Here is a 20,656-nt window from a genome sequence, read left to right as displayed (position 1 = left end):
AAGGTAAATATATCAACAAATCAATCATCATCGTGTTTCTTTTTCTTCTCTAAAATGACAAAGGCGCTGCGTTTGGGTGCCGGTATCATAGCCGATTCACCTTTAACCGATTTCCATACCACTTCGTTCAAATCCAGGTCCGGCGCCGCGTCTTCTTTGGCCAGGTTAAAAGATTCTGAGCGCCTGCTGCTTTCGTTTATGGCAACATTACGCTGCTCAATATCAACCTGTGGGGCTTTGGCATTATAGGGTGTAAAGTCGGGCTTGGCTGTAAAGCACTCAAACAGTGGCATGGCCGCGGCATCGTACTGGCTCATCGGCGGTAAGCCCAAAATAAGTTCGATTGTACGCAGCACGCCCGAGGTAGAATACATGTTATGAATTACCGCGTTGCGTTTGGCATACGGGCTTACCACAAACACCGGCGAGCGGTGCGCATCTATATGGTCGGGCCCGTTTTGGGCATCATCCTCCAAAATAAACACTACAGACTCTTTCCATATCGGGCTTTGCGAGAGGTGCTCGATAAAACGGCCCACAGCCAGGTCATTATCAGCAACGGCGGCAATAGGCGAATAGGCACCTTTACGTTGCCCGCTGGTATGGTCGTTCCCCAGCCTAACGGTATTAAACTGTGGCACTTTATTAATGGTAAGCAGCGAATCGAAATCATGTTCCCAGATAGTCTCACGGGTAATATCCTTTATGCTCAAGTCAAAATCTGGAGATTTTAAGCAAAAATGCCCTTCCAGCGATTTAAGGTTGGCCTTCGGTTTTTCGCCGCCTTCGGCAAACTCGCCGTAGGTACGATAGGTAACACCGGCGCGTTTGCAATAATCCCAAATGAAACCATCGCGGGGGTAGGCGGCTTTGCGGGTTCCTTCAAAATCGTAATTACCACCGCGGCTGCCGTAGCTGGTTGGCCAGGTTTTTTCCACAAAATCGGTGGCGTACGCGGCCATACTCCAGTTATGCCCGTCAGCGCTTACCTCGGCATCTACATAAAAATTATCCATCAAGGCATATTCTGTAGCTATGGCGTGCAGATTGGGGGTTACTTTCTGCCCGAAAATGCAAAGCGACGTATCGCCATTGCCGGCAGGCATATCGCCCAGCACCTGGTCGTAAGTGCGGTTTTCCTTAATGATGTAAAAAACATGCTTTATCGGCGATTTTTCGCCCATTTTACGTGGAATAGGGTTACCCGCTTCCCCTTTGGCGGTTGCGGCTATTTTATTGGTAAAGGGCGTGTTGGCGTAAACCTGTTTAGTGTAGGCCTTCAGTTTAACTTCGTTTGGCACATCAATAAACGAAAGGGTGCCCTTAAACAAGCCCCCTATGTATTGCTCGCGGCTGTTGATAGCGCCTTTTTGGTAACCGCTGTTATCCACCTTTTTCATCGGTTGCGGGCCTTGCGGATTGGCCATAGAAGTAAAACCTTTGCCATTACTTACCAATATTTTATTGCCCAGCATTTTTACGTTAGTTGGGTACCAGCCCACGGGGATAAAGCCGCGACTTTGGCTGCTGCCGGGGTTTGATACATCGAAAACGGCGAGGCAATTATTATCGGCATTGGCTATATAAAGCGTTTTTTGGTCGGCCGAAAGCGCGAAGCCATTGGTAGTAGAGCCGGTTAACTTTGTTGGGTAAAGCGCTGTAGATACGGTTTCAATGATTTTATGTGTTGCGGTATTGATGATGGAAACCGAGTTGTCGTTAGCGTTGGCGACAAATAACAAGCTGCCCTTTTTGTTCAACAGTAATTCGTTCGGGTGGCTGCCAGTGTTGATACTGCTCAGGGCTTGGGTTGACGTATTATAAAAAGCAAGTTTATCGCCGCCCCATAACGAAATATAAAGTGTTTTTTCATCCGGAGATAATACGCAGCTGTAGGCCTCGGCGCTTAGTTTTACTTTGCCGAGGATGCTGCTTTTTGCCGGGTCGATAATATATAAGGTGCTGTCTTCCTTGGTAACGGTATAAAGGCGGGTATTGGCTTTATTGATGGCGATGCCTGTTGGGCAAATTTTATTTTTTGGCCAGGGCTGCCCCAGTTTGATGGTATCGGGTGTGCCGAGTTTGCTGTTGCTGATGGAAAAGGTAAGGATAACGTTGTCATTGCCGCCGGAAGCATAAAGCTTTTTCTCGTCGCTGCTGAAGGCGATACCATACCAGGATTTGCCCAGTACTTTTTCATCGAGGAGTTTCTCGCTGCGCGGATCTATCAGTTGGAGGGATTGCGTGCTTTGCCCGTTATTGGTTACCGCAAGGTATTTGCCCGATGCGGAGAGTTGCATATTGAGCGGTAGATCGCCGAGGGGCAGGGAGCGCCCGGCGGGACTAAGTTTCCAGCCGTTTGGGAGCAATACTTGCCCTGTTTGGGCTATTTTACCGGGTGTTTGTGCCGAAACGCTACAGGCAAAAGCCAGAGCAGCGGCAATACAAATAGTAAGTTTTTGTTTCATGAGGGAAGCAGTGTGATCCAAAATTACATATTGTATTTGTGGATTGTATACAGCTTAACAAAAACTTAATATGCGCCTGCTATTGCCTGTCCACTTTGACCTTGGCGCGCATCAGCGAATCTTTTTGCACGCCGCTTAACTTTTTGTTATCAAACAATACGTTCTCCCAATCACCATAGGATGGGTTGGGAATAACAATATACCGGCTGCCAAACTCTTTTTTCAGCTTTTCGGTAACGGCGGCGCGGGTTTGTTCGGTTTGTTTTTTATCTGCTGGACTATCATACAGGGCATCAAAATCGGGCAGGTTATCGCCACAGAGTAATACAATATTATAGGTAGACAGCACCGTTTGGCGGCGGCTCTCCTTGCTGGATGAGCTTTCGCGCATCAGCACATGCGCGTCATCGGTGTTAGGCAGGCCGTACAATTGCAGGTTTTTTATAGTGACGGCTTTTTCGTCCTCATTGCGGTTGGTAATGTAAAATACCGCTACGCCTTTTGATGCCGCGTATTTGAAGAAAGCAGGCGCGCCGGGCACGGTGTCGGCAATGGCTTTGGCGGTCCAGGTTTTCCATGTTTGGGGAGTGTACTCCAGGTTCGAATCGGCACGCATGGCATCGTATGGGCTGTTATCTAACAATGTTTCGTCAATATCGGTCACCACCGCGAAAGGCTTGGCACCTTCGGTTCGGATGGCTTCGTTCAAACGCATTTTGGCCAGGTTGTAAGCCTGGAAACACAGTGCCTTATACTCTGCGGAGCGCTGCTGCCAAAGCGAGGACCATACCTTGCCGCTATTGGCCATAGAAATACTTTGCGTTTTTTTTGGTGCAGAGCAGGCGCTTATCAAAATAAGCGCGGCAAAAAGGGCGGCGTTAAACTTTTTCATACGTGTGTTATACAAATATGGCGATTATAACAATCCGTGTTTTATTTTATACGGAAAATCTTTACAAGACTGTTTGGTTGGGGCCAAATTATAAGTCTTGTCTAATCCGTCCAAAACACGAAAGGCACCCCTCACAGGTGCCTCTTCGTATTTGAATATAGAACGGATCAGTAAAAAACCATTATTGGCCGCCAAAGCCTGGTCCACCCGGACCACCCATGCCCGGGCCGCCGGGACCACCCGGACCGCTTGGCCTTGCGCCTGCAAATTTAGATAGCCTTAAAGTAAAGGTTACCAAAAAATAACGCCCCAGTTTGTTGGCATTGGTTTGGGTGATGTAGCTTCCGCTGCTTGTGGTAGTGTAGCCGGTGTTCTCGTTAAATACATCGTTCACCGCGAAGCGTAAGGTGCCTACATTGCCCTTTAAAAACCGGCGTTCCACATAAGTATTCAGGATGTTTGGGTTAGTTGCACCCTGGTAACCGTAGTACAACTGCTTGCTAAAATCGTAGCTCAGCGTCCAGTCTTTAAAGAAATAGTTTTTGCCGTTCAGCCCCAGGGTTAGCGTGCTGAATTTGGTATTCACGTTGGCCGCGCTCAGTGTATTGGTGGTGCGGTTAATAGCGTAGGTAGTATTTGCCTCCGCATCTATAATATCGACAACATTCACCCTAAACCTTACACCCTGCGATAATACCAGATTTTTGGCGATGTTTTTTTCTATCGATAAACCATCCTGGCCAAAGCCGCCTATGTAGGAAATATTGTTGTTGTAGTTGGCATTCCCCTGAAAAAACAGGTTGTACTTGCGCTTTGCCCATGGCTTAGCAAACACATAAAAGGCGTTTGCCGCGTAATAACCATCTGCATTTTGGTACGTGGTTAAAATGGAACCCGCCAGGTTAGGATCAGCTTCGGTTAAAGGGTAATTAATAGTTGTCGATACGATCTTGTTATTGCTTTGTGTGAACGACAAGTTACTGAAGAACACGTTACCGGTTGCAAAATCGAACTTATTATAACGGATAGATAACACGTTGTTAAACTCAGGTTTCAGATCGGGATTGCCTTTTACAGGGTACGATGCGTTGGAGTAATCGGTAACGGGCTGTAATTGTGCATAAGTTGGCTGCTGGCTGGTTCCGTTGTAGTTAATACTCAACGACTGGCTCCTGCTGAAGTTGTAAATAAACCGCGCAGTTGGTGCCACGTTAAATTCGGTTTTGCGGTTAACCGCAAAGTCCGGCGAGTTGCCTTCCAGTATTGATGGCTGTGCTACAACACCCAATGTGTAGTTGTATTTTTTATCGATAAACCTAAAGTTTAACCCAAAACGGTTGGTGGTAAAGGTGTAATCGTAGCTATTGGTAAGCAGTGGGTCGTTATTACGTACACCGCCTGTGGTTAAGGTATCTGTGTTCCTGTCGGCATTGGTAGTTTGATATTTGTAGCCGTAAGTAAATTCCAGGAACGATTTTTTGGCCAATGGCTCCAGGTACGACAGGTTCACGCCAACGCTATCCGTACGGCTTGTGGTATTGATGAGCTGGTTGGCGGGTGCATTTTGTGTGGTACCCGGCGCATACACATAAATAGGATTTTGATATTGGTCGATATTATAAGAGCCGGCACCAATGTTTACGCTAAAGTTGCGCCCCTTTTTTGCAAAGCGGTGGTTGTACAGCACATTTGCCCCAAAGTTTGGCGCGGTTGAATGCAGGTACGAGTTAAAGGTATAATCTGATATGGTTTGCGTAGCGTTTAACAATTGGTTGGCCGCGTTTTGGTTGGTAGTGATAGCGCTAAAAGCAAATGAAGGTGTTATTTTTAAGTAGTTAACTGTATCGGGCTTATACTCTATATTAAAGTTAAAACGGTGGTTAAGGTTGCTGGTTTCCTGCACGCTGCTTTGGTTGTTGGTGCTGGGGTTATTTATGGATATATTGTTTTGTATAGTAGTGCTGGTGGTATTAACCGTGTTGTTGGCAAAGCTGTAGCTGCCGTAAACGGTTGTTTTTTTGCTCCAGCTATCGCGGTAGTTAAAACCGATGCTGCGCGCTGTAGTAATACCGTTTGCCGCGTTTGCATTGCCACCCGGGCCACCACCACGTGGGCCGCCACCGCCACCCGGAGGGCCTCCGAAGCTGAACAGGTTGGTGTTGGTGTTGTTTAAATTCCCCAGCACGGCTATCTGCCTATCGCCATCAAACCTAAACAGGTTGCCCTGTGCCACATAGCGGCCACTTTCTGTAGCATTTGGCAGCATATCCTGCCCTCCGCCAATGCTGGCCTGGCCAAAGTAACCATAGTTTTTGCTGGGCTTTATATTAATGTTCAGTACTTTTTCGGGCTCGCCGGTTTTTATGCCGGTAATGTTGGCCTGGTCGCCGTAATCATCAATCACCTGTATGCTTTGTACAATATCTGCAGGCAGGTTTTTGGTAGCCGTTTTTAAATCGCCTCCAAAAAAATCCTTGCCGTTCACACGGATCCTGGTAACGCTTTTGCCCTGTGCAGTTACGTTGCCATCTTTATCAACGTCTACACCGGGCAGCTTTTTTATCACGTCCTCTACCGGGGCACCATCGCGCACTTTGTAGGCAGCGGCGTTAAATTCAACGGTGTCCTCCTTCAGCTTTACCGCGTTTACATCGGTAATGGTTACAACGCCCAGCATCCGTGTATCGCTTTTCAACACAATAGGCAGCAGGGTAAAGGGAGTGGTTTTATTATCGAGGGTGAACCTGCGCTTAATGGGCTGGTAACCCATAGATATTACTACCAAACTAAACTGGTTTACAGTGACCGAATGGAAGATGAATGACCCGTTGGCGTCGGTAATGATGGCGCTGCTATCTTTATCGGTTATTATTTTTACGGTGGTGCCGGGGAGAGTAACACCTGCACTGTCTTTTACAACGCCTTTTACATCCCTGCCCGTTTGGGCAAATGCGTTTACGGTGAGCAGTAAAGCGAGGGCAACAAATAAGGATTTAAGTTTCATATATTTTTTAATGATGCACAAAACAATAGTTTTATATCAGCCTAAAAAAACATGATAGACAGGTAAGGGCAATGTGTAGATGGAAGACCCTTTTTAACCGATAAAAGGTCCGCGAAACCTAAAATCCGCGAAAGCGCCTTTTTAACGGTAAGTTTTAAGCCTTCGTCGGTAAATGTGCGCCACCTGTAGATTTTGGTTGGGGATATAGCGCAGGGATGTGTAATATTGTAACATCCTGTTTACAAACCCATTAAAGTAAATGATACTTCAACGTTTAAAAAGCTCATTCGGCAGCATAGTTATCCAGATCTTGATATGGATAGTGCTGGGCAACATCCTGCTGTTTTATCAGCCTTTCCTGAGAGATATAGAAGTACCTTACCAGTTTTGGATGAAGCAAACGGTGGTATTCGCCATGCTTATAGGTGCCTATTATTTAAACGCCTACGTGCTGGTACCTGCCTTTTTGCTAAAAAAGCGTAACGGCATTTATTTTCTCTTGCTAACCGCCATCATTATAGCCATTGTATTTTTAACCGGCTTTGCCGACAGGTTCTTTAACATCCGCGAATTGCTGGAGGAAGCTTTCCACAAACATGGCCCGGCTATAAAAAAGGGTCCCGGCGGCAGGCGTGGCTACTTCGATACGTTTACCATCACCATCACCTCGCTGGTATTAGGCATCAGCACCAGCGTGGCCACCGTGCAAAGCTGGCAAAAGAACAAAACGCTGCAAAAGGAAATGGAGGCCGATAAAATAAGCTCGGAGCTATCCTTCCTTAAAGCACAAATAAACCCGCATTTCTTTTTCAATACGCTTAATAATATTTACGCGCTTACTTTAATCAATGTTGAAACATCGCGGACGGCGCTGCACCAGCTCTCGCGCATGATGCGCTATGTGCTGTACGATACCCAAAACAGCACCGCCCTGCTAAGCCAGGAAATTGCCTTTATAAAAGATTATATCAGCCTGATGCAGTTGCGCCTTACTGATAAAGTAACGGTAGATTATACATCGCCGAGCCCCTTAAAAGAGCACCCGGTGGCACCTATGCTGTTTTTACCCTTTGTAGAAAACGCCTTTAAACATGGCGTAAGCGATACCCTGCCCAGCACCATTAAAGTGCATGTTACGCAGGACGAGAACCAGGTGAAACTTCACGTGCAAAACAGTATTTATAAAAAACAAGGTGCCGACCTGGAAGATAACAAAGGCATCGGGCTGGCCAATACCATCCGTCGGCTGGATCTGCTGTACCCCGGCAAACATATATTGGAGGTGGATAACAATTTGGAAACGAACGTTTATACCGTTAACTTAACACTTTCCTTATAAACCGGATATGACTGTAAACTGCATTGCCGTTGATGACGAGCCACTTGCCCTTGGCCTGGTTTGCGCTTTTATAGAACAAACCCCGTTTTTAACCCTTGTGGGCAAATACGGCAGCGCCGTAGAAGCATTGGGCGGTTTGCAGCAGCATAAGGTGGACCTGATATTTTTAGACATCCAGATGCCCAACCTCAACGGCATCGAACTGGCACGCGTGCTGGATGCCCGCGGGCCAACCAAACCGCGTATTATCTTCACCACGGCCTACAACCAGTTCGCACTGGAAGGTTACCGGGTTGACGCATTGGATTACCTGTTGAAACCTTTCAACTACGAGGAGTTTTTGCACGCCGCCAACAAGGCTTTGGCCTACGCCGAATTGGTACAGAAGTCAAATAATGCCGCACCGGTCACAGCTGCACCCACAACAGAACCCGCACCCGTAGTGGTGGAGAGGGTAGAGGACGATTACCTCTTCATCAAAGTAGAATACCAGCTGGTACGCATTGCACTAAGCGATATCTTATACCTCGAAAGCCTGAAGGATTACGTAAAAGTGTTCCTCAAAAACTCCGATAAGGCCATCCTCACCCTCAGCAGCCTGAAGGCGCTGGAAGAAAAACTGCCCGCCAAGCGCTTTATGCGCGTGCACCGCTCGTACATCGTATCGCTGGATAAGATCAACTCCATCACCCGCAACGCCATGCAGATAGGCAAGATCAACATTACCGTGGGGGATCAGTATAAGGATGCGTTCGGGGCGTTTTTGAGTCGGTGGGTGTAGCATCGCTGGTGGTGCGGTGATAACACCGACCACAGGCTGAAACTCTCATTAAGTTTGACGCAATAGTCTCGTGCCCGGACGAGGATGAATTATTACTTAACCAATTCTCTGCTAAACTCACTTAACCTTACTGCAATGTCAAGTTGTTGTTCCGGTGTAAGTTCTTCTGGCGCACCAACATTACGATAAACCCTAAATGTCGATGGATGATACTCCATTGTATTTGGCAATTGCTTTAAATCCAGTTCCTTTCTTAAGTCATCTCGTAACTTCTTTAGCAATTCATCGTAGTGCTGCTTACCACCTGACAAGGTGTAAGCATTTGCTAATTTTACAGTGTCTTCATCACCCAATAGTTGAATAGATGTTAAGGCAGATTCAGCATATTTCTTATATACATAATCATACTTCCATTTTTGAACATTTGGATAATCCATGTCTCTATGATCCGAGTTTTCCAGTCTGAAATAAGCATCTAACAAGAATTTAACCTTTAAGTTCCTTTTAGATTCCAGTATAGATTGATTTATACTTAGTCGATTTCTTTTTTTCTCATTTTCATTATTATGTAACCAACGACAAACCAACTTAAAATTGTTATGCCAAATCCACTAGCTAAAAGCAGGTTTTTATTATAGTCTGAATCTACTTTTAGGCTATACCTAAGTATTAATAACGACGCCGTTATTACTATAAACACCATAATAGGTGGTAAAATCTCTTTATTTTTCCTAATGTAATCTTTCATGTGATATTGGTTATAATCAATGATAACAATAAGATTATCAAAAATAAAATGTTATCTCCCCTCACTGGTCGAAATTTGTAACTACGTCCCACATTGGCTTAAGCGTGTTGAATTTGATGGCAAATAACTATACGAATATCAAAAGCTGAAAGCTCCCGCCCACCCAGGTGTCCACGCCTGGATGCAAACATTTGTAAGCGTCCACGCTTACGAAACGTTAATACCATGTCGGCTAAATAAAAGTAAGCGTGGACGCTTACAAATTCACCCGGTCAAGGGTGAACCCTTGACCGGGCGGTCCCTTTGTATAAGCTCGGTTTTCCCACCGTCCAGTTTAACTTCCTTATAATTATCTGTTTATAAATAATTATATTTGGTAAACCACACTAACCCCCTTCACGATATGAAAACTGCAGTATCGATCGCCCGAATTATGCTCGGGATAGTTTTTCTGGCTTTCGGCCTTGACTTTTTCCTCCATTTTATCAGCGGAATTATCCGTTTCCCTGGTTTGGACCGCAAAGCAGATAATTATTTAACCGCCCTTACTCACGCTGAATATTTTTTCCCTTGCCTAAAAGTGCTGGAGATCCTCTGCGGCCTGGGCTTGCTCATCAACCGGTTTACCGCTTTGTTTTTGATCATGCTGTTCCCAATCACCTTCAATATATTTTTGTTCGATATTTTCCTTGGGCCGCAATTGCTGCTGCTTGGCGGGGTTTTAATAGCCCTCAATATATTCCTGCTGGTAGCCTACCGTAAAAATTATCAGGGTTTGTTTGCTGTACATCCAACAGTATAATTGTATGTTTGACATATAAACAATTTTTTATTGATAATGCTTAATGTAAACTACTCTTTTGCAAATACCTGCCGTGTGTTTGTATTGTTACTGTTGTGTTTAGGTTTTACCCGCGCCGCTGATGCCCAAACCGGGCGTACCGTTGCTGATTTTGATAAAGGCTGGAAATTCCATTTAGGAGATGTAAAAGGTGCGGATAAAGCATCCGCACCGGATAAAAACTGGCGCAACCTCAACCTCCCGCACGATTGGAGCATTGAGGGAACCTTCAGCAAAGATAACCCTGCCTCGCCAGAGGGCGGAGCACTGCCGGGTGGTATTGGCTGGTACCGAAAAACCTTTACTGTACCGCTGGCATCAAAAGGCAAACAGGTTTATATCGATTTCGACGGCGTTTACCAGCACAGCGATGTTTGGGTGAACGGACATCATTTAGGATTCAGGCCGAATGGATATATCTCCTTCAGATACGAGTTGACCAAATATTTAAACTTTGGCGGCGTAAACGTAATAGCCGTAAAAGTGAACAACTCCGAGCAGCCCAATTCGCGCTGGTACTCTGGCAGCGGGATCTACCGAAATGTGTGGTTGGTGACCACCAACCAAATAGCGATTGACCATTGGGGGACTTACGTAACCACACCGGCTGTAAGTGCTAATTCGGCAACGATTGCCCTGCAGGTAAAAGTTAAGCATAACCTTGCCAACTTTAAGCCATACACTATCCAGGTGCGCGTTTTAGACGCCGCGAATAAAGTGGTGGCTATTGGCGGTTCAATTCCATCATACCCTCAGCTGGCAGATTCTGTGGCCACGCTGAATAATTCGTTTAAAGTTAAAAATCCGCATTTATGGTCTATTGAATCGCCTTATTTATACAAGGTGGTAACCACCATTTTGGTAGACAAGGTAATAGTAGATACCTACACCACTCCCCTCGGCATCCGCTCATTTGAATTTGATGCCGATAAGGGTTTTATCCTGAATGGTAAGCCACTGAAAATTCTGGGCGTTTGCGATCACCACGACCTGGGCAGCCTAGGCTCTGCCATTAACACCCGCGCATTGGAAAGGCAATTACAGATACTCAAAGGCATGGGCGTAAACGGCATCCGTACCTCGCACAACCCGCCCGCGCCCGAACTGCTGGACCTGTGCGACAAGATGGGTTTCATAGTGATGGATGAGGCCTTTGATATGTGGAAGATGAAGAAAACCAAGTATGATTACCACCTGTTTTGGGACGAATGGCATAAACGCGACCTGCAGGACCAGATCCTGCGCGACCGTAACCACCCATCGGTTTTCATCTGGAGCATCGGTAACGAAATTGGCGAGCAATACAGCCGTACCGATACCACCGGCCGCGTAATAGCCCGCGAACTGGCAGGCATTGTACGCAGCCTGGATAACCGCCCCATCACCGCCGCCAATAACGACCCCGAGCCGGGTAGCAATATCATCGCCTCCGGTGCGCTGGACCTGATAGGCTATAATTACCATCACCAGGATTATGATTCGTTCCATAAGCGTTACCCGGGGAAGAAATTTATCAGTACAGAGTCCACTTCTGCACTGGAAACCCGCGGCAGTTATGATATGCCATCGGATAGCATCCGCCGCTGGCCTATCGCCTGGGATAAGCCTTTTACCACAGGTAACCCGGATAACTCGGTGTCGGCTTACGATAACGTTTCCGCGCCATGGGGCAGCACGCACGAAGAAACCTGGAAAGTAGTAAAGAAAAACCCGATGCTTTCGGGCATGTTTATCTGGACTGGCTTCGACTACTTGGGCGAGCCTACGCCATACAGCTGGCCTTCGCGCAGTTCCTATTTTGGGGTGATAGATTTGGCGGGTTTCCCTAAGGATGTGTATTACATGTACCAAAGCGAATGGACCAACAAAACCGTGCTGCACATTTTCCCGCATTGGAATTGGGAAGCCGGTAAAACGGTAGATGTTTGGGCCTATTATAACAATGCCGACGAGGTAGAGCTGTACCTCAACGGGAAATCGGTAGGCATCAAAAAGAAAACCGGCGACGATCTGCATGTAATGTGGCGCTTAAAATACGAGCCGGGAACTTTAAAAGCAGTTTCCCGCAAGAATGGAAAGGTGGTTTTAACCAAAGTGATCAACACAGCAGGTGCCCCTGCCAAAATTGAGTTAACAGCCGATAGAAGTAACATCAAAGCTGATGGAAAAGACCTGTCGTTTATCACCGTGAGGATTTTGGATAAAGCCGGCAACGTGGTCCCTAATGCCGATAACCTCGTGAAGTTTAAAATAGCCGGCCCGGCAAGCATCGCCAGCGTAGACAACGGCGATCCCGTAAGTCACGACCCATTTAAAGCCGATTACCGCAAAGCGTTCCATGGCCTTGCATTAGCCATAGTGCAGGGCAAGGAAACGGCAGGAAGCGTAACGTTCACCGCAACATCGGAAGGATTGGCCCCGGCAACGGTGGTGATAAAGACGAAGTAAATACTAATAACAAACTTGTCATCTCGATGAGCAGCGAGAAGGCAAGCGCGGGAGGGCGAAGAGAGATCTTATACGTTGTGCATCCGTTTATGCAAAGTGGTTTAAGCAGGGCGTATAAGATATCTCGTCGCTATCGCTCGTTCGATGACAATCTTATTGGAGAGTTTTCACACCCAGCTTCACAGCCAACTCATTCAGATCTTTGGCAACGGCATCCACCAGTGGGATGCCGTTTTGCATTCTGTCCAGTTCCGCTTCCAGTTCGGGTTCGCCGGGGATGATGACGTGTTGGGTTGGGTCCACTGTGGATGCCGATTTAAAGCGCTGGATCCAATTATCCATATCTGCCTTAAACTCATCAGCCGGGCGGAAACCGTCCACCCGCATAGCGCCTAAAAAGTGACCTATACCTTTGCCGGGTGGGTTCATCGGCGGCTCCAGGAACGATACAAAAGGTGGAACCCATGGCCCATAGTTAGCGCCAGACAATACACCGGATAATATATCCACGGTAGCACTCAGTCCGAAACCTTTGTGGCTGCCATGCTCGTGGTCGCTGCCGAGGGGGAGGAGAGAGCCGCCCGATTTGAGGGCGTGTGGGTCGGTAGTGAACTGGCCCTGCTGGTTTTGGATCCATCCTTCGGGAACTTGCTTGCCGCTGCGCTGGGCAATCTCCAGCTTGCCATTGGCAGCTGCGGAGGTGGCCATATCTACAATAACCGGCGGGTATTTCCCTGCGGGGAAGGCGTAGCACATGGGGTTGGTCCCCAGCAGGCGCTCGTTGGAGAAGGTTGGCGCAACCAGCGGGCTCGCGTTGGTCATAGCGAAGCCGATCATGTCCTGTTCCACCGCCATCAGCGCATGGTAGCCCGCAATGCCAAAATGATTGGAGTTACGTACCGATACCCAGCCCGAGCCATACGCTTTTGCTTTCTCTATCGCTACCCGCATGGCAAAGGGGGCAACCACCAGGCCAAGCCCTGCGTCGGCGTCAACCGTGGCGGTGGTGGCAGTTTCGTGTACTATTTTTATATCCGGCGTAGGGTTGATGCGCTGCTTCTCCCAAAGACGGATATAGCCGCTCAGGCGGGCCACCCCGTGCGAATCTATCCCCCGCAGGTCAGATTTTAGCAACACATCGGCAGCCAGTACCGCATGCGCCTCGCTACAGCCCATGGCCAGGAAAATGTTTTGAGTGAAAGTTCTCAGTTCGGGTTCGGATACCAGCATGAAGCAAATATACCGGGTGGGATTGACAAATTTAAAAGGTTGTTAGATCTAATGCGGAAGGGCTTGTGTTATTCCTGATCGACGCCCTCCGGTGGAAGCCCCTCAAAGTTCACCAAATAGGCCTGGCAGCTAATGTTGCCATCATGGCTTTTATTCTCTTATTTTATTTAGACGGTGGCTAACCACATAAAGATACGGTCTCCCAGTGCCCCAAAAGGTGGTCTGTTATTTTGAAAATAAGGGCACCTGTCATTTTCACACCTGTTTTTATTAGCCTATCCTTCGCTTGGTCAATCACTCAGCTAATCACCCTAAAACCCTTCCAAATACAACTAATCTTGCTATTTTGCGTTATTCAAAAAAAATGTAAACCGGATTTATAGATGAGATTGATTTTACGCGGTGTGTTATTTGTTTTTGCCCTCAGTTTTACCGTCTGCGCTTCGGCACAGGATGAAGCAAAACCTGTGGAGAAACCCAAAAAAGAGAAGAAGGAAAAGCCGCTTAAGAAAAAGGAACTTACCCAGTTTGTAGATCCCTTTATTGGTACCGGCGGGCATGGGCATACTTACCCCGGCGCGGTTGCCCCCTTCGGGATGGTGCAGCTTAGTCCGGATACCCGTTTAGAAGGCTGGGATGGCTCGTCGGGTTATCATTACAGCGATACCACGGTTTACGGTTTTTCGCATACGCACCTGAGCGGAACCGGCATTGCCGATTACTGCGACGTGCTATTTATGCCAACCACCGGCGACCCGCAATTAAAAAATACCGAATACCGCTCGGGCTTTAGCAAAAAGAATGAGGTAGCATCACCGGGTTACTATAAAACCAGGCTGAATAAATATAATATTGAGGTAGAACTTACTGCCACTACGCGTGCGGGCGTACATCAGTACGATTACCCAAATACCGATAAGGCCAACATCATTATCGATCTGCAGCACCGCGACGAGGTGCTGGATTCGTGGATAGAGGTAGTGAATGACCACGAGATCCGTGGCTTTCGCCGTTCTAAATCATGGGCTACCGACCAGTACTTATACTTCTACGCCAAATTCTCAAAACCCTTTAAAACCTATGGCATCGCTTTGGATGATAAACTGCAAAGCGGCCAAAGCAAGGTGCAGGGCAAAAACGTGAAGATGTATATCCAGTTTGATAACCCCGGCGAAGTGGTATCAAAGGTGGGGGTTTCGGCCGTAAGTGCCGAAGGGGCGTTGAAAAACCTGGATACTGAAGTGCCCGATTTCGACTTTAAAAAAATATACAAACAAGCGAAAGCCGCCTGGAACGCAGAGTTGAACAAGATACAAGTGGAAGGAGGCGCGCCGTCAAAACCACAGCAAGCGCAGGAAACCAATAGTTACGGTTACCCGTCCTATAACAAAAAAGGCGTGCCGTTTCCAGATCATGCGCGCGCAAAGCAGGTGATATTTTATACCGCGCTGTACCATTGTATGGTTGCGCCAAACATTTATAACGATGTGGATGGCCAGTACCGTGGGCTGGATCAAAAGATCCATACCGCTGCGGGCTTTAATTATTATACGGTGTTTTCGCTTTGGGACACCTTTCGCGCGGAGAACCCATTGCTCAACCTGATAGACCGCAAACGCACTTCAGATTTTATCAAAACCTTTTTGGCGATGTATGAGCAGGGCGGCCTGCTGCCTATATGGCCTCTGGCATCTAACGAAACGTATTGCATGGTAGGTAACCACGCCATCCCCGTTATTGTAGATGCTTACGCAAAAGGCATCCGCGATTTTAATGCCGAAGAAGCTTTTACCGCGATGAAGGCGGCAGTTAACCGCGACCAGTTCGGCCTGGATAATTACCGCAAAACTGGTGCGGTAAATGCCGATGTAGAGCACGAATCGGTATCGAAAACACTTGATTACGCTTACGACGACTGGTGCATCGCCCAAATGGCCAAAATGCTGAACAAGCCGATGGAATACGCCGAATACATTAAACGCGCGCAATATTGGAAAAACGTTTTTAATAACGAGAACACCTTTATGCAGGCCCGCGATAATGGCGGCTGGTACACCCCATTTGAGCCTACCGAGATCAATAATAATTACACCGAAGGCAATGGCTGGCAATACACTTTCCTGGTACCGCAGGATGTAGAAGGGTTGATGAAAGCCATGGGCGGAAAAAAGGATTTCGAGATAAAGCTGGATGAATTGTTTAGCACCAATGCCAAACTTAGCGGACGCGAACAGGCAGACGTAACCGGGCTGGTTGGGCAGTATGCGCACGGCAACGAGCCCAGCCACCACATTGCCTACCTGTACAATTTTACCAATGCGCCCGATAAAACGCAGTATTATGTAAACAAGATATTACGCGAGCAGTATAGCGATAAACCCGACGGCCTGTCGGGCAACGAGGATTGCGGTCAGATGTCGGCCTGGTATGTAATGAGTTCGCTGGGTATTTATAATATAGCGCCGGGCCAGCAACAGTTCCAGGTGGGTGTGCCGCAGTTCGAATCCATCATCGTGAGCCTGGAGAACGGAAAACGTTTCAACATCAGCAATACCGGCGCTACCGTGAGCAGAGAAAATAACTTTTTACAAGGCCTAAACCTGGACGGCAAGGCATACAACAAGCTTTACATCAATTATGAAACCATTGAAAAAGGCGGAACCTTTGAAGTGTTCAGCGGGAGGATAGCCAATAAACTTTTTGTACAGGACCTGGAAAAACCAACCTCGGCCATTAAAGAACAGTTGATCGTACCAAACCCTTATATTTTGGCGGGTACTAAAACGTTTAAAAAACCTATCACAGTAGAAATTAAATGCATTGATTCTTTAGCTAAAATATACTACACACTGGATGGCACCACGCCAACCGCTTCTTCGGCCATGTACGATAAGCCGATCCAGATCCTGGTGAACACTACCGTAAAGGCCATCGCTATTAATGATGGCAAAAGCAGTTTTGTGGACGAAGCTACCTTCACCAAAATACGCAGCGACATTAAACTTACCCTCACCAACAAATACCTGCCCAACTACTCGGCACAGGGCGACGAAACGCTCATCAACGGCATTCATGGCACCGCCAACTGGCGCCTGGGCAACTGGCAGGGATACCAGGGTAAAGACCTGGAAGCGGTGATAGATCTGGGCCAGGTAAAACCTATCAGGCAACTTAGCCTGGGCACTTTGCAAGATAGCCGCGCATGGATAGTGTTCCCTAAATATGTGCAGTACTGGATCTCTGATGATGGCAAGAACTATAAACTGGCCGCCACGGTAAATACCAAAACAGAGGTAAAGGAACTGGAGCCGCAAACCCAGGAATTTGCTGCTACCGTTAATGTAAAGGCCCGCTACATAAAACTCATTGCCAAGCAATACGGTCCACTGCCCGATTGGCACGAAAGCAAAGGCAGCCCGTCGTACATTTTTGCGGATGAGATAACGGTGGAGTAGTAAGTGGTGAGTAGTTAATAGAGATTGGTAAGTAGAGAGTGGTGAATGGAGCATAGTTGATTTACTGCTTTGAATTGTGACCTCTAACTTTTTGAATAATGGACGAGAGGCTTTTAAACCGGGTACGCGAGGCGTTGGTGAACGTATCGCCAATTGTAGAAAAGCGCATGTTTGGCGGCGTATGTTTTATGGTGGATGATAAACTTTGTATTTGTGTAAACAGCCACGAGATGCTTTGCCGAATTAATCCGGATGAATTTGAAGCTGCGTTAGAGATGGATGGCGTAAGGCCAATGGAACAGCGCACCCGTACGGCCAAGGGTTATGTTTTTGTGCACGAGGATGTACTGGGCAACAAAAGGGATTTTGATGCCTGGGTGAATAAGGCGCTTGAATATAACAAGATAGCTAAGGCGAGCAAAAAGACGAAATAAACCCGCATATCGTCCAGTTAATTTTCTATATCAATGGTTAAAAATATTGCCTTATTTGACTATCTTTGCGGCGGTCTGAATAAACGGACCGGTAAATAAAAAATAATGCCTAAACGCTTACACATAACAACATCTATTAAAGCTATTATGCTTTTTGCGGTTGCTTTTGCAACGCTAACTGTTAGCTCCTGCAAAAAGGACTCTAACAACACACCCGCCAATACTATTTCTGCTAAAGTGGATGGTACCGCTACCGTTTTTAATAGCAATGCCTTTGCGGTAACAGGTACATCTGGCAGCCTTTCTTTTACAGCTATACAGGGTACTGCCGCCAATGGCACAAGTATATCTGTAACTATAAATGGTAGCCCGGTAGCAGGTAAAACTTATAGTAACACCGCCGCTTCTGACGACGATAAGCCACTTGTGTTATTTAATACAAAGAACGACGATACCTTTATTAACGATGACGATGCTGCGAGCCAGGTAACCGTTACCATTTCCAGCGCGTCTGCTACAAGGATATCCGGTACTTTTAGCGGCGGTCTTACTGTGTTTTCTACCGGTACCGGCGGCGCAAAGAAAGTGATCAGCGAAGGTAAATTTGATGTTACCATCGTTAAATAAACGATTTTAAGATGACAAAGAATGCCGGTTAATGCCGGCATTCTTTGTTTAATATTTTGCTTTCGCTACAGTGGGATATTTTAATATCTTTAGGAAAATAATAAGCCATGAAGAAACCGTTACTTACCTTTTGTCTTATCTTGTTTACTGTCATTACATTTGCTCAAACCGTTAAATTTGGTTTAAAGGCAGGCCTTAATTTATCTAAGCAAACACTTACAGGAGCATTTACAATAGAAAGCGAAAATTTGACGGGTTTTCATGCGGGTGGAATTATGGATATTCGCTTCGCTAATTTTTCGATACAACCCGGCTTGCTTTTTTCTACTAAAGGAGAGCGGCTGGTAACTCAGCAGGTGGATATTAACCAGCAGTATGCGGGTACGTCTACCGTTACTGTCAAACTAAACTACCTGGAACTCCCGGTAAATTTGCTTTATAAGCAGCATTTTACAGGAAGTACTCTTGGTTATTTAGGCGGCGGCCCTTACATAGGGTATGGTATATCGGGCACTGCATCGGGTAATGGCAGCAGTAGCAAACTGAATTTCGGAAACAACAATGACCCCAATACCGCTAACTATAAAAATCCCGATTATGGTATTAATTTTATCGGTGGGGTGGAGATCAATAATGTGATTATCGGTGTTAATTACGGCCTGGGGCTACGTAACTTATCTTACGGGCAAGGTGTGACACTAAACAATAAAGTATTGGGCGTTTCTTTGGGGTATTTGTTTAATTGAGTTTCTACTCCGTCAGCACCGTAAACTTAAAATCCAACGGCTCAAAGTTGCGGATGAGTTCATCTATAAAGAGCTGGCCCCATTTTACGTAGCTGAGGCCGAAGTTTTCCTGGCGTTCCTGTAAACTATTTTTTGGGAAAAGGTCGTCTTTAATGTGTTCTATCTGTTCCAGGCGGGTTTGATAGTTGCGTTTTTCGGCTTTTACCAATTTCTTCTGGAAGTTATCCATCGCGTGTTTCAGGCGTGCCTGTACCGCTGCTGCGGATGGGGCGAGGGTAGGGTCGATATTGTGCGAACGGAGTTTTATCTTTTCGAACGCGCGTTCCATTTCGCGCCATTCTTCGGCAAGGGTAAGGTCGTGGCTGCTATGTTTTTTTACCCAGCTATTTTTTATCTCGTCGGCGCTTTTAAAAATATCGGCCGGGGCAAGCTCCATGCTCTTTATTTTGGCAGCGGTTTCCTTGCGGATAACCAGGCCGGAATTACGCAGTACCAGTATCGGGAAATCTACGCCGTAAAAATCGAAGTTTGATTTTAATTCCAGCCAGTAAACCAACTCGGCACCGCCGCCAATGTAGGCGATGTTGGGCAAAATACATTCCTGGTAAAGCGGGCGCATGACTACGTTGGGGCTAAAACGCTCGGGTGCGGTGGCAATCTCCTGCTTCAGCTCTTCCTCTGTAAAAGTTATTTCGGTATTGTTAACGCTGTAACGGCCATCCTCAAAAACAAGGCGTTCGCGCAGCTGATCCTTCAGGTAAAAAAAGTTGATCTCCCGTGGGTTCACCTGGATGTGTACACCCAGGTTTTGCAGTTTTTCGTTAACAGCGATGATATTTTTAAAGCTGTTTTGCTCAATAATATCCCGCTCAATAATGGGGGCGAAGGATTGTTTAAGGCGATGGTCATCGGCATCGATGATCACCAGGCCGTACCGGCCGAAGAGCGCATTTACTAAATAGCGGGTAGCATCGGCCAGTTTATCAAAGGCGGTGTAAGCGGTTTCTACCATTTCGCCAAGCTCGTGAGAGTGGCCGTCGATACCCAAAACACCTTTGTACTGATTGAGCGCCTGGCGCATGGTATCGGGGTTGATACGGCCGGTTGCGCCGGACGCTTCGTACCACCAATGCACTTTTTTGCCACCGATGTTGGTGTAGTTGATCTCGGCGAAATCGTGGTCTTCCGATGCCATCCAGTAAACGGGCACAAAATCTTTATCCGGATGCGCCTCTTTCAATTCGCGGCAAAGTTTGATAGCGGTTACTATCTTATAGATAAAGTACAGCGGACCGGTAAATATATTTAGCTGGTGCCCGGTGGTAACGGTGTAGGTATCGGGCGAGGCAAGAAGCGTTATTTTTTGGCGAATAAAATCGGCAGATTCTAATTCGGGCGTGCCTTTTTGGGAGTTTTTGAAGTATTGTTCGGTTAGCACTTTCACCAATAGCTGGCGATCAGCAATAACTTTTTTATGTTCGAAGAGTTCAGCGAAGCCTTTCAGGGTGGGGCGGTGACTGTAAAATGATCTCAACTCCGGCACATCGTCCAGGTAGTCGATAACGGTTTGGGAAAAGTATCCCGTTTCTTTATAGTCAATACAGGCAGCGTCCATAGTATTTCGAATGTCGGATTTTCAATTT

Annotated in this window: 15 protein-coding genes; 8 read left to right on the top strand and 7 right to left on the bottom strand. The window is 46.8% G+C overall.

Annotation, left to right across the window (positions count from 1 at the left end; translation table 11 throughout):
• Positions 1–20 precede the first annotated feature (20 nt).
• The 3 genes from EPL05_RS22425 to EPL05_RS22415 form a co-directional block, all read right to left on the bottom strand.
• On the bottom strand, positions 21–2,468 hold the full coding sequence (locus EPL05_RS22425) for a bifunctional YncE family protein/alkaline phosphatase family protein (RefSeq protein WP_128536227.1): 2,448 nt from the start codon (positions 2,466–2,468) through the stop codon (positions 21–23).
• A 79-nt stretch (positions 2,469–2,547) separates the two neighbouring features.
• On the bottom strand, positions 2,548–3,360 hold the full coding sequence (locus tag EPL05_RS22420) for a 5'-nucleotidase, lipoprotein e(P4) family (protein WP_128536226.1): 813 nt from the start codon (positions 3,358–3,360) through the stop codon (positions 2,548–2,550).
• A gap of 181 nt (positions 3,361–3,541) precedes the next feature.
• Complete coding sequence (locus EPL05_RS22415) at positions 3,542–6,364, bottom strand: outer membrane beta-barrel protein (RefSeq protein WP_128536225.1); 2,823 nt, start codon at positions 6,362–6,364, stop codon at positions 3,542–3,544.
• Between the two features lie 259 nt (positions 6,365–6,623).
• Between EPL05_RS22415 and EPL05_RS22410 the strand changes: the two genes are divergently transcribed.
• Entirely contained in the window at positions 6,624–7,703 is a 1,080-nt protein-coding gene (locus tag EPL05_RS22410) for a sensor histidine kinase (protein ID WP_128536224.1), read from the top strand.
• Between the two features lie 7 nt (positions 7,704–7,710).
• The gene (locus EPL05_RS22405; protein ID WP_128536223.1) at positions 7,711–8,484 is read left to right on the top strand and encodes a LytR/AlgR family response regulator transcription factor; all 774 of its coding nucleotides are present in this window, start codon (positions 7,711–7,713) and stop codon (positions 8,482–8,484) included.
• Between the two features lie 92 nt (positions 8,485–8,576).
• Here EPL05_RS22405 and EPL05_RS22400 read toward each other — a convergent pair whose 3' ends face one another.
• Together EPL05_RS22400 and EPL05_RS22395 are read right to left on the bottom strand one after the other, a co-directional pair.
• Entirely contained in the window at positions 8,577–8,921 is a 345-nt protein-coding gene (locus EPL05_RS22400) for a hypothetical protein (RefSeq protein WP_128536222.1), read from the bottom strand.
• A gap of 95 nt (positions 8,922–9,016) precedes the next feature.
• A complete protein-coding gene (locus EPL05_RS22395; RefSeq protein WP_128536221.1) occupies positions 9,017–9,232 on the bottom strand; it encodes a hypothetical protein in 216 nt (71 codons plus the stop codon).
• Positions 9,233–9,635: 403 nt separating this feature from the next.
• Here EPL05_RS22395 and EPL05_RS22390 point away from each other — a divergent pair, with 403 nt between their 5' ends.
• Positions 9,636–10,034, top strand: a complete 399-nt coding sequence (locus tag EPL05_RS22390; RefSeq protein ID WP_128536220.1) for a DoxX family membrane protein — start codon at positions 9,636–9,638, stop codon at positions 10,032–10,034.
• Between the two features lie 36 nt (positions 10,035–10,070).
• The gene (gene galB, locus EPL05_RS22385) at positions 10,071–12,521 is read left to right on the top strand and encodes a beta-galactosidase GalB (RefSeq protein ID WP_128536219.1); all 2,451 of its coding nucleotides are present in this window, start codon (positions 10,071–10,073) and stop codon (positions 12,519–12,521) included.
• Between the two features lie 153 nt (positions 12,522–12,674).
• Here galB and EPL05_RS22380 read toward each other — a convergent pair whose 3' ends face one another.
• Positions 12,675–13,751, bottom strand: a complete 1,077-nt coding sequence (locus tag EPL05_RS22380) for an Ldh family oxidoreductase (RefSeq protein WP_128536218.1) — start codon at positions 13,749–13,751, stop codon at positions 12,675–12,677.
• Positions 13,752–14,134: 383 nt separating this feature from the next.
• Here EPL05_RS22380 and EPL05_RS22375 point away from each other — a divergent pair, with 383 nt between their 5' ends.
• The 4 genes from EPL05_RS22375 to EPL05_RS22360 all read left to right on the top strand — a co-directional run bounded on the left by EPL05_RS22375 (position 14,135) and on the right by EPL05_RS22360 (position 19,013).
• The gene (locus EPL05_RS22375; RefSeq protein ID WP_128536217.1) at positions 14,135–17,206 is read left to right on the top strand and encodes a GH92 family glycosyl hydrolase; all 3,072 of its coding nucleotides are present in this window, start codon (positions 14,135–14,137) and stop codon (positions 17,204–17,206) included.
• 98 nt (positions 17,207–17,304) lie between these two features.
• Complete coding sequence (locus EPL05_RS22370) at positions 17,305–17,640, top strand: TfoX/Sxy family protein (RefSeq protein WP_128536216.1); 336 nt, start codon at positions 17,305–17,307, stop codon at positions 17,638–17,640.
• A 105-nt stretch (positions 17,641–17,745) separates the two neighbouring features.
• Positions 17,746–18,267, top strand: a complete 522-nt coding sequence (locus tag EPL05_RS22365; protein ID WP_128536215.1) for a hypothetical protein — start codon at positions 17,746–17,748, stop codon at positions 18,265–18,267.
• Positions 18,268–18,374: 107 nt separating this feature from the next.
• Positions 18,375–19,013: an outer membrane beta-barrel protein gene (locus EPL05_RS22360; protein WP_128536214.1), complete on the top strand. Its 639-nt coding sequence runs from the start codon at positions 18,375–18,377 to the stop codon at positions 19,011–19,013.
• Positions 19,014–19,017: 4 nt separating this feature from the next.
• Here EPL05_RS22360 and bshC read toward each other — a convergent pair whose 3' ends face one another.
• Complete coding sequence (gene bshC / locus EPL05_RS22355) at positions 19,018–20,628, bottom strand: bacillithiol biosynthesis cysteine-adding enzyme BshC (RefSeq protein ID WP_128536213.1); 1,611 nt, start codon at positions 20,626–20,628, stop codon at positions 19,018–19,020.
• Between the last annotated feature and the right edge of the window lie 28 nt (positions 20,629–20,656).

The organism is Mucilaginibacter gilvus (assembly GCF_004054195.1).
Lineage (GTDB): Bacteria > Bacteroidota > Bacteroidia > Sphingobacteriales > Sphingobacteriaceae > Mucilaginibacter > Mucilaginibacter gilvus.
This window is presented reverse-complemented; position numbering and strand designations above follow the sequence as displayed.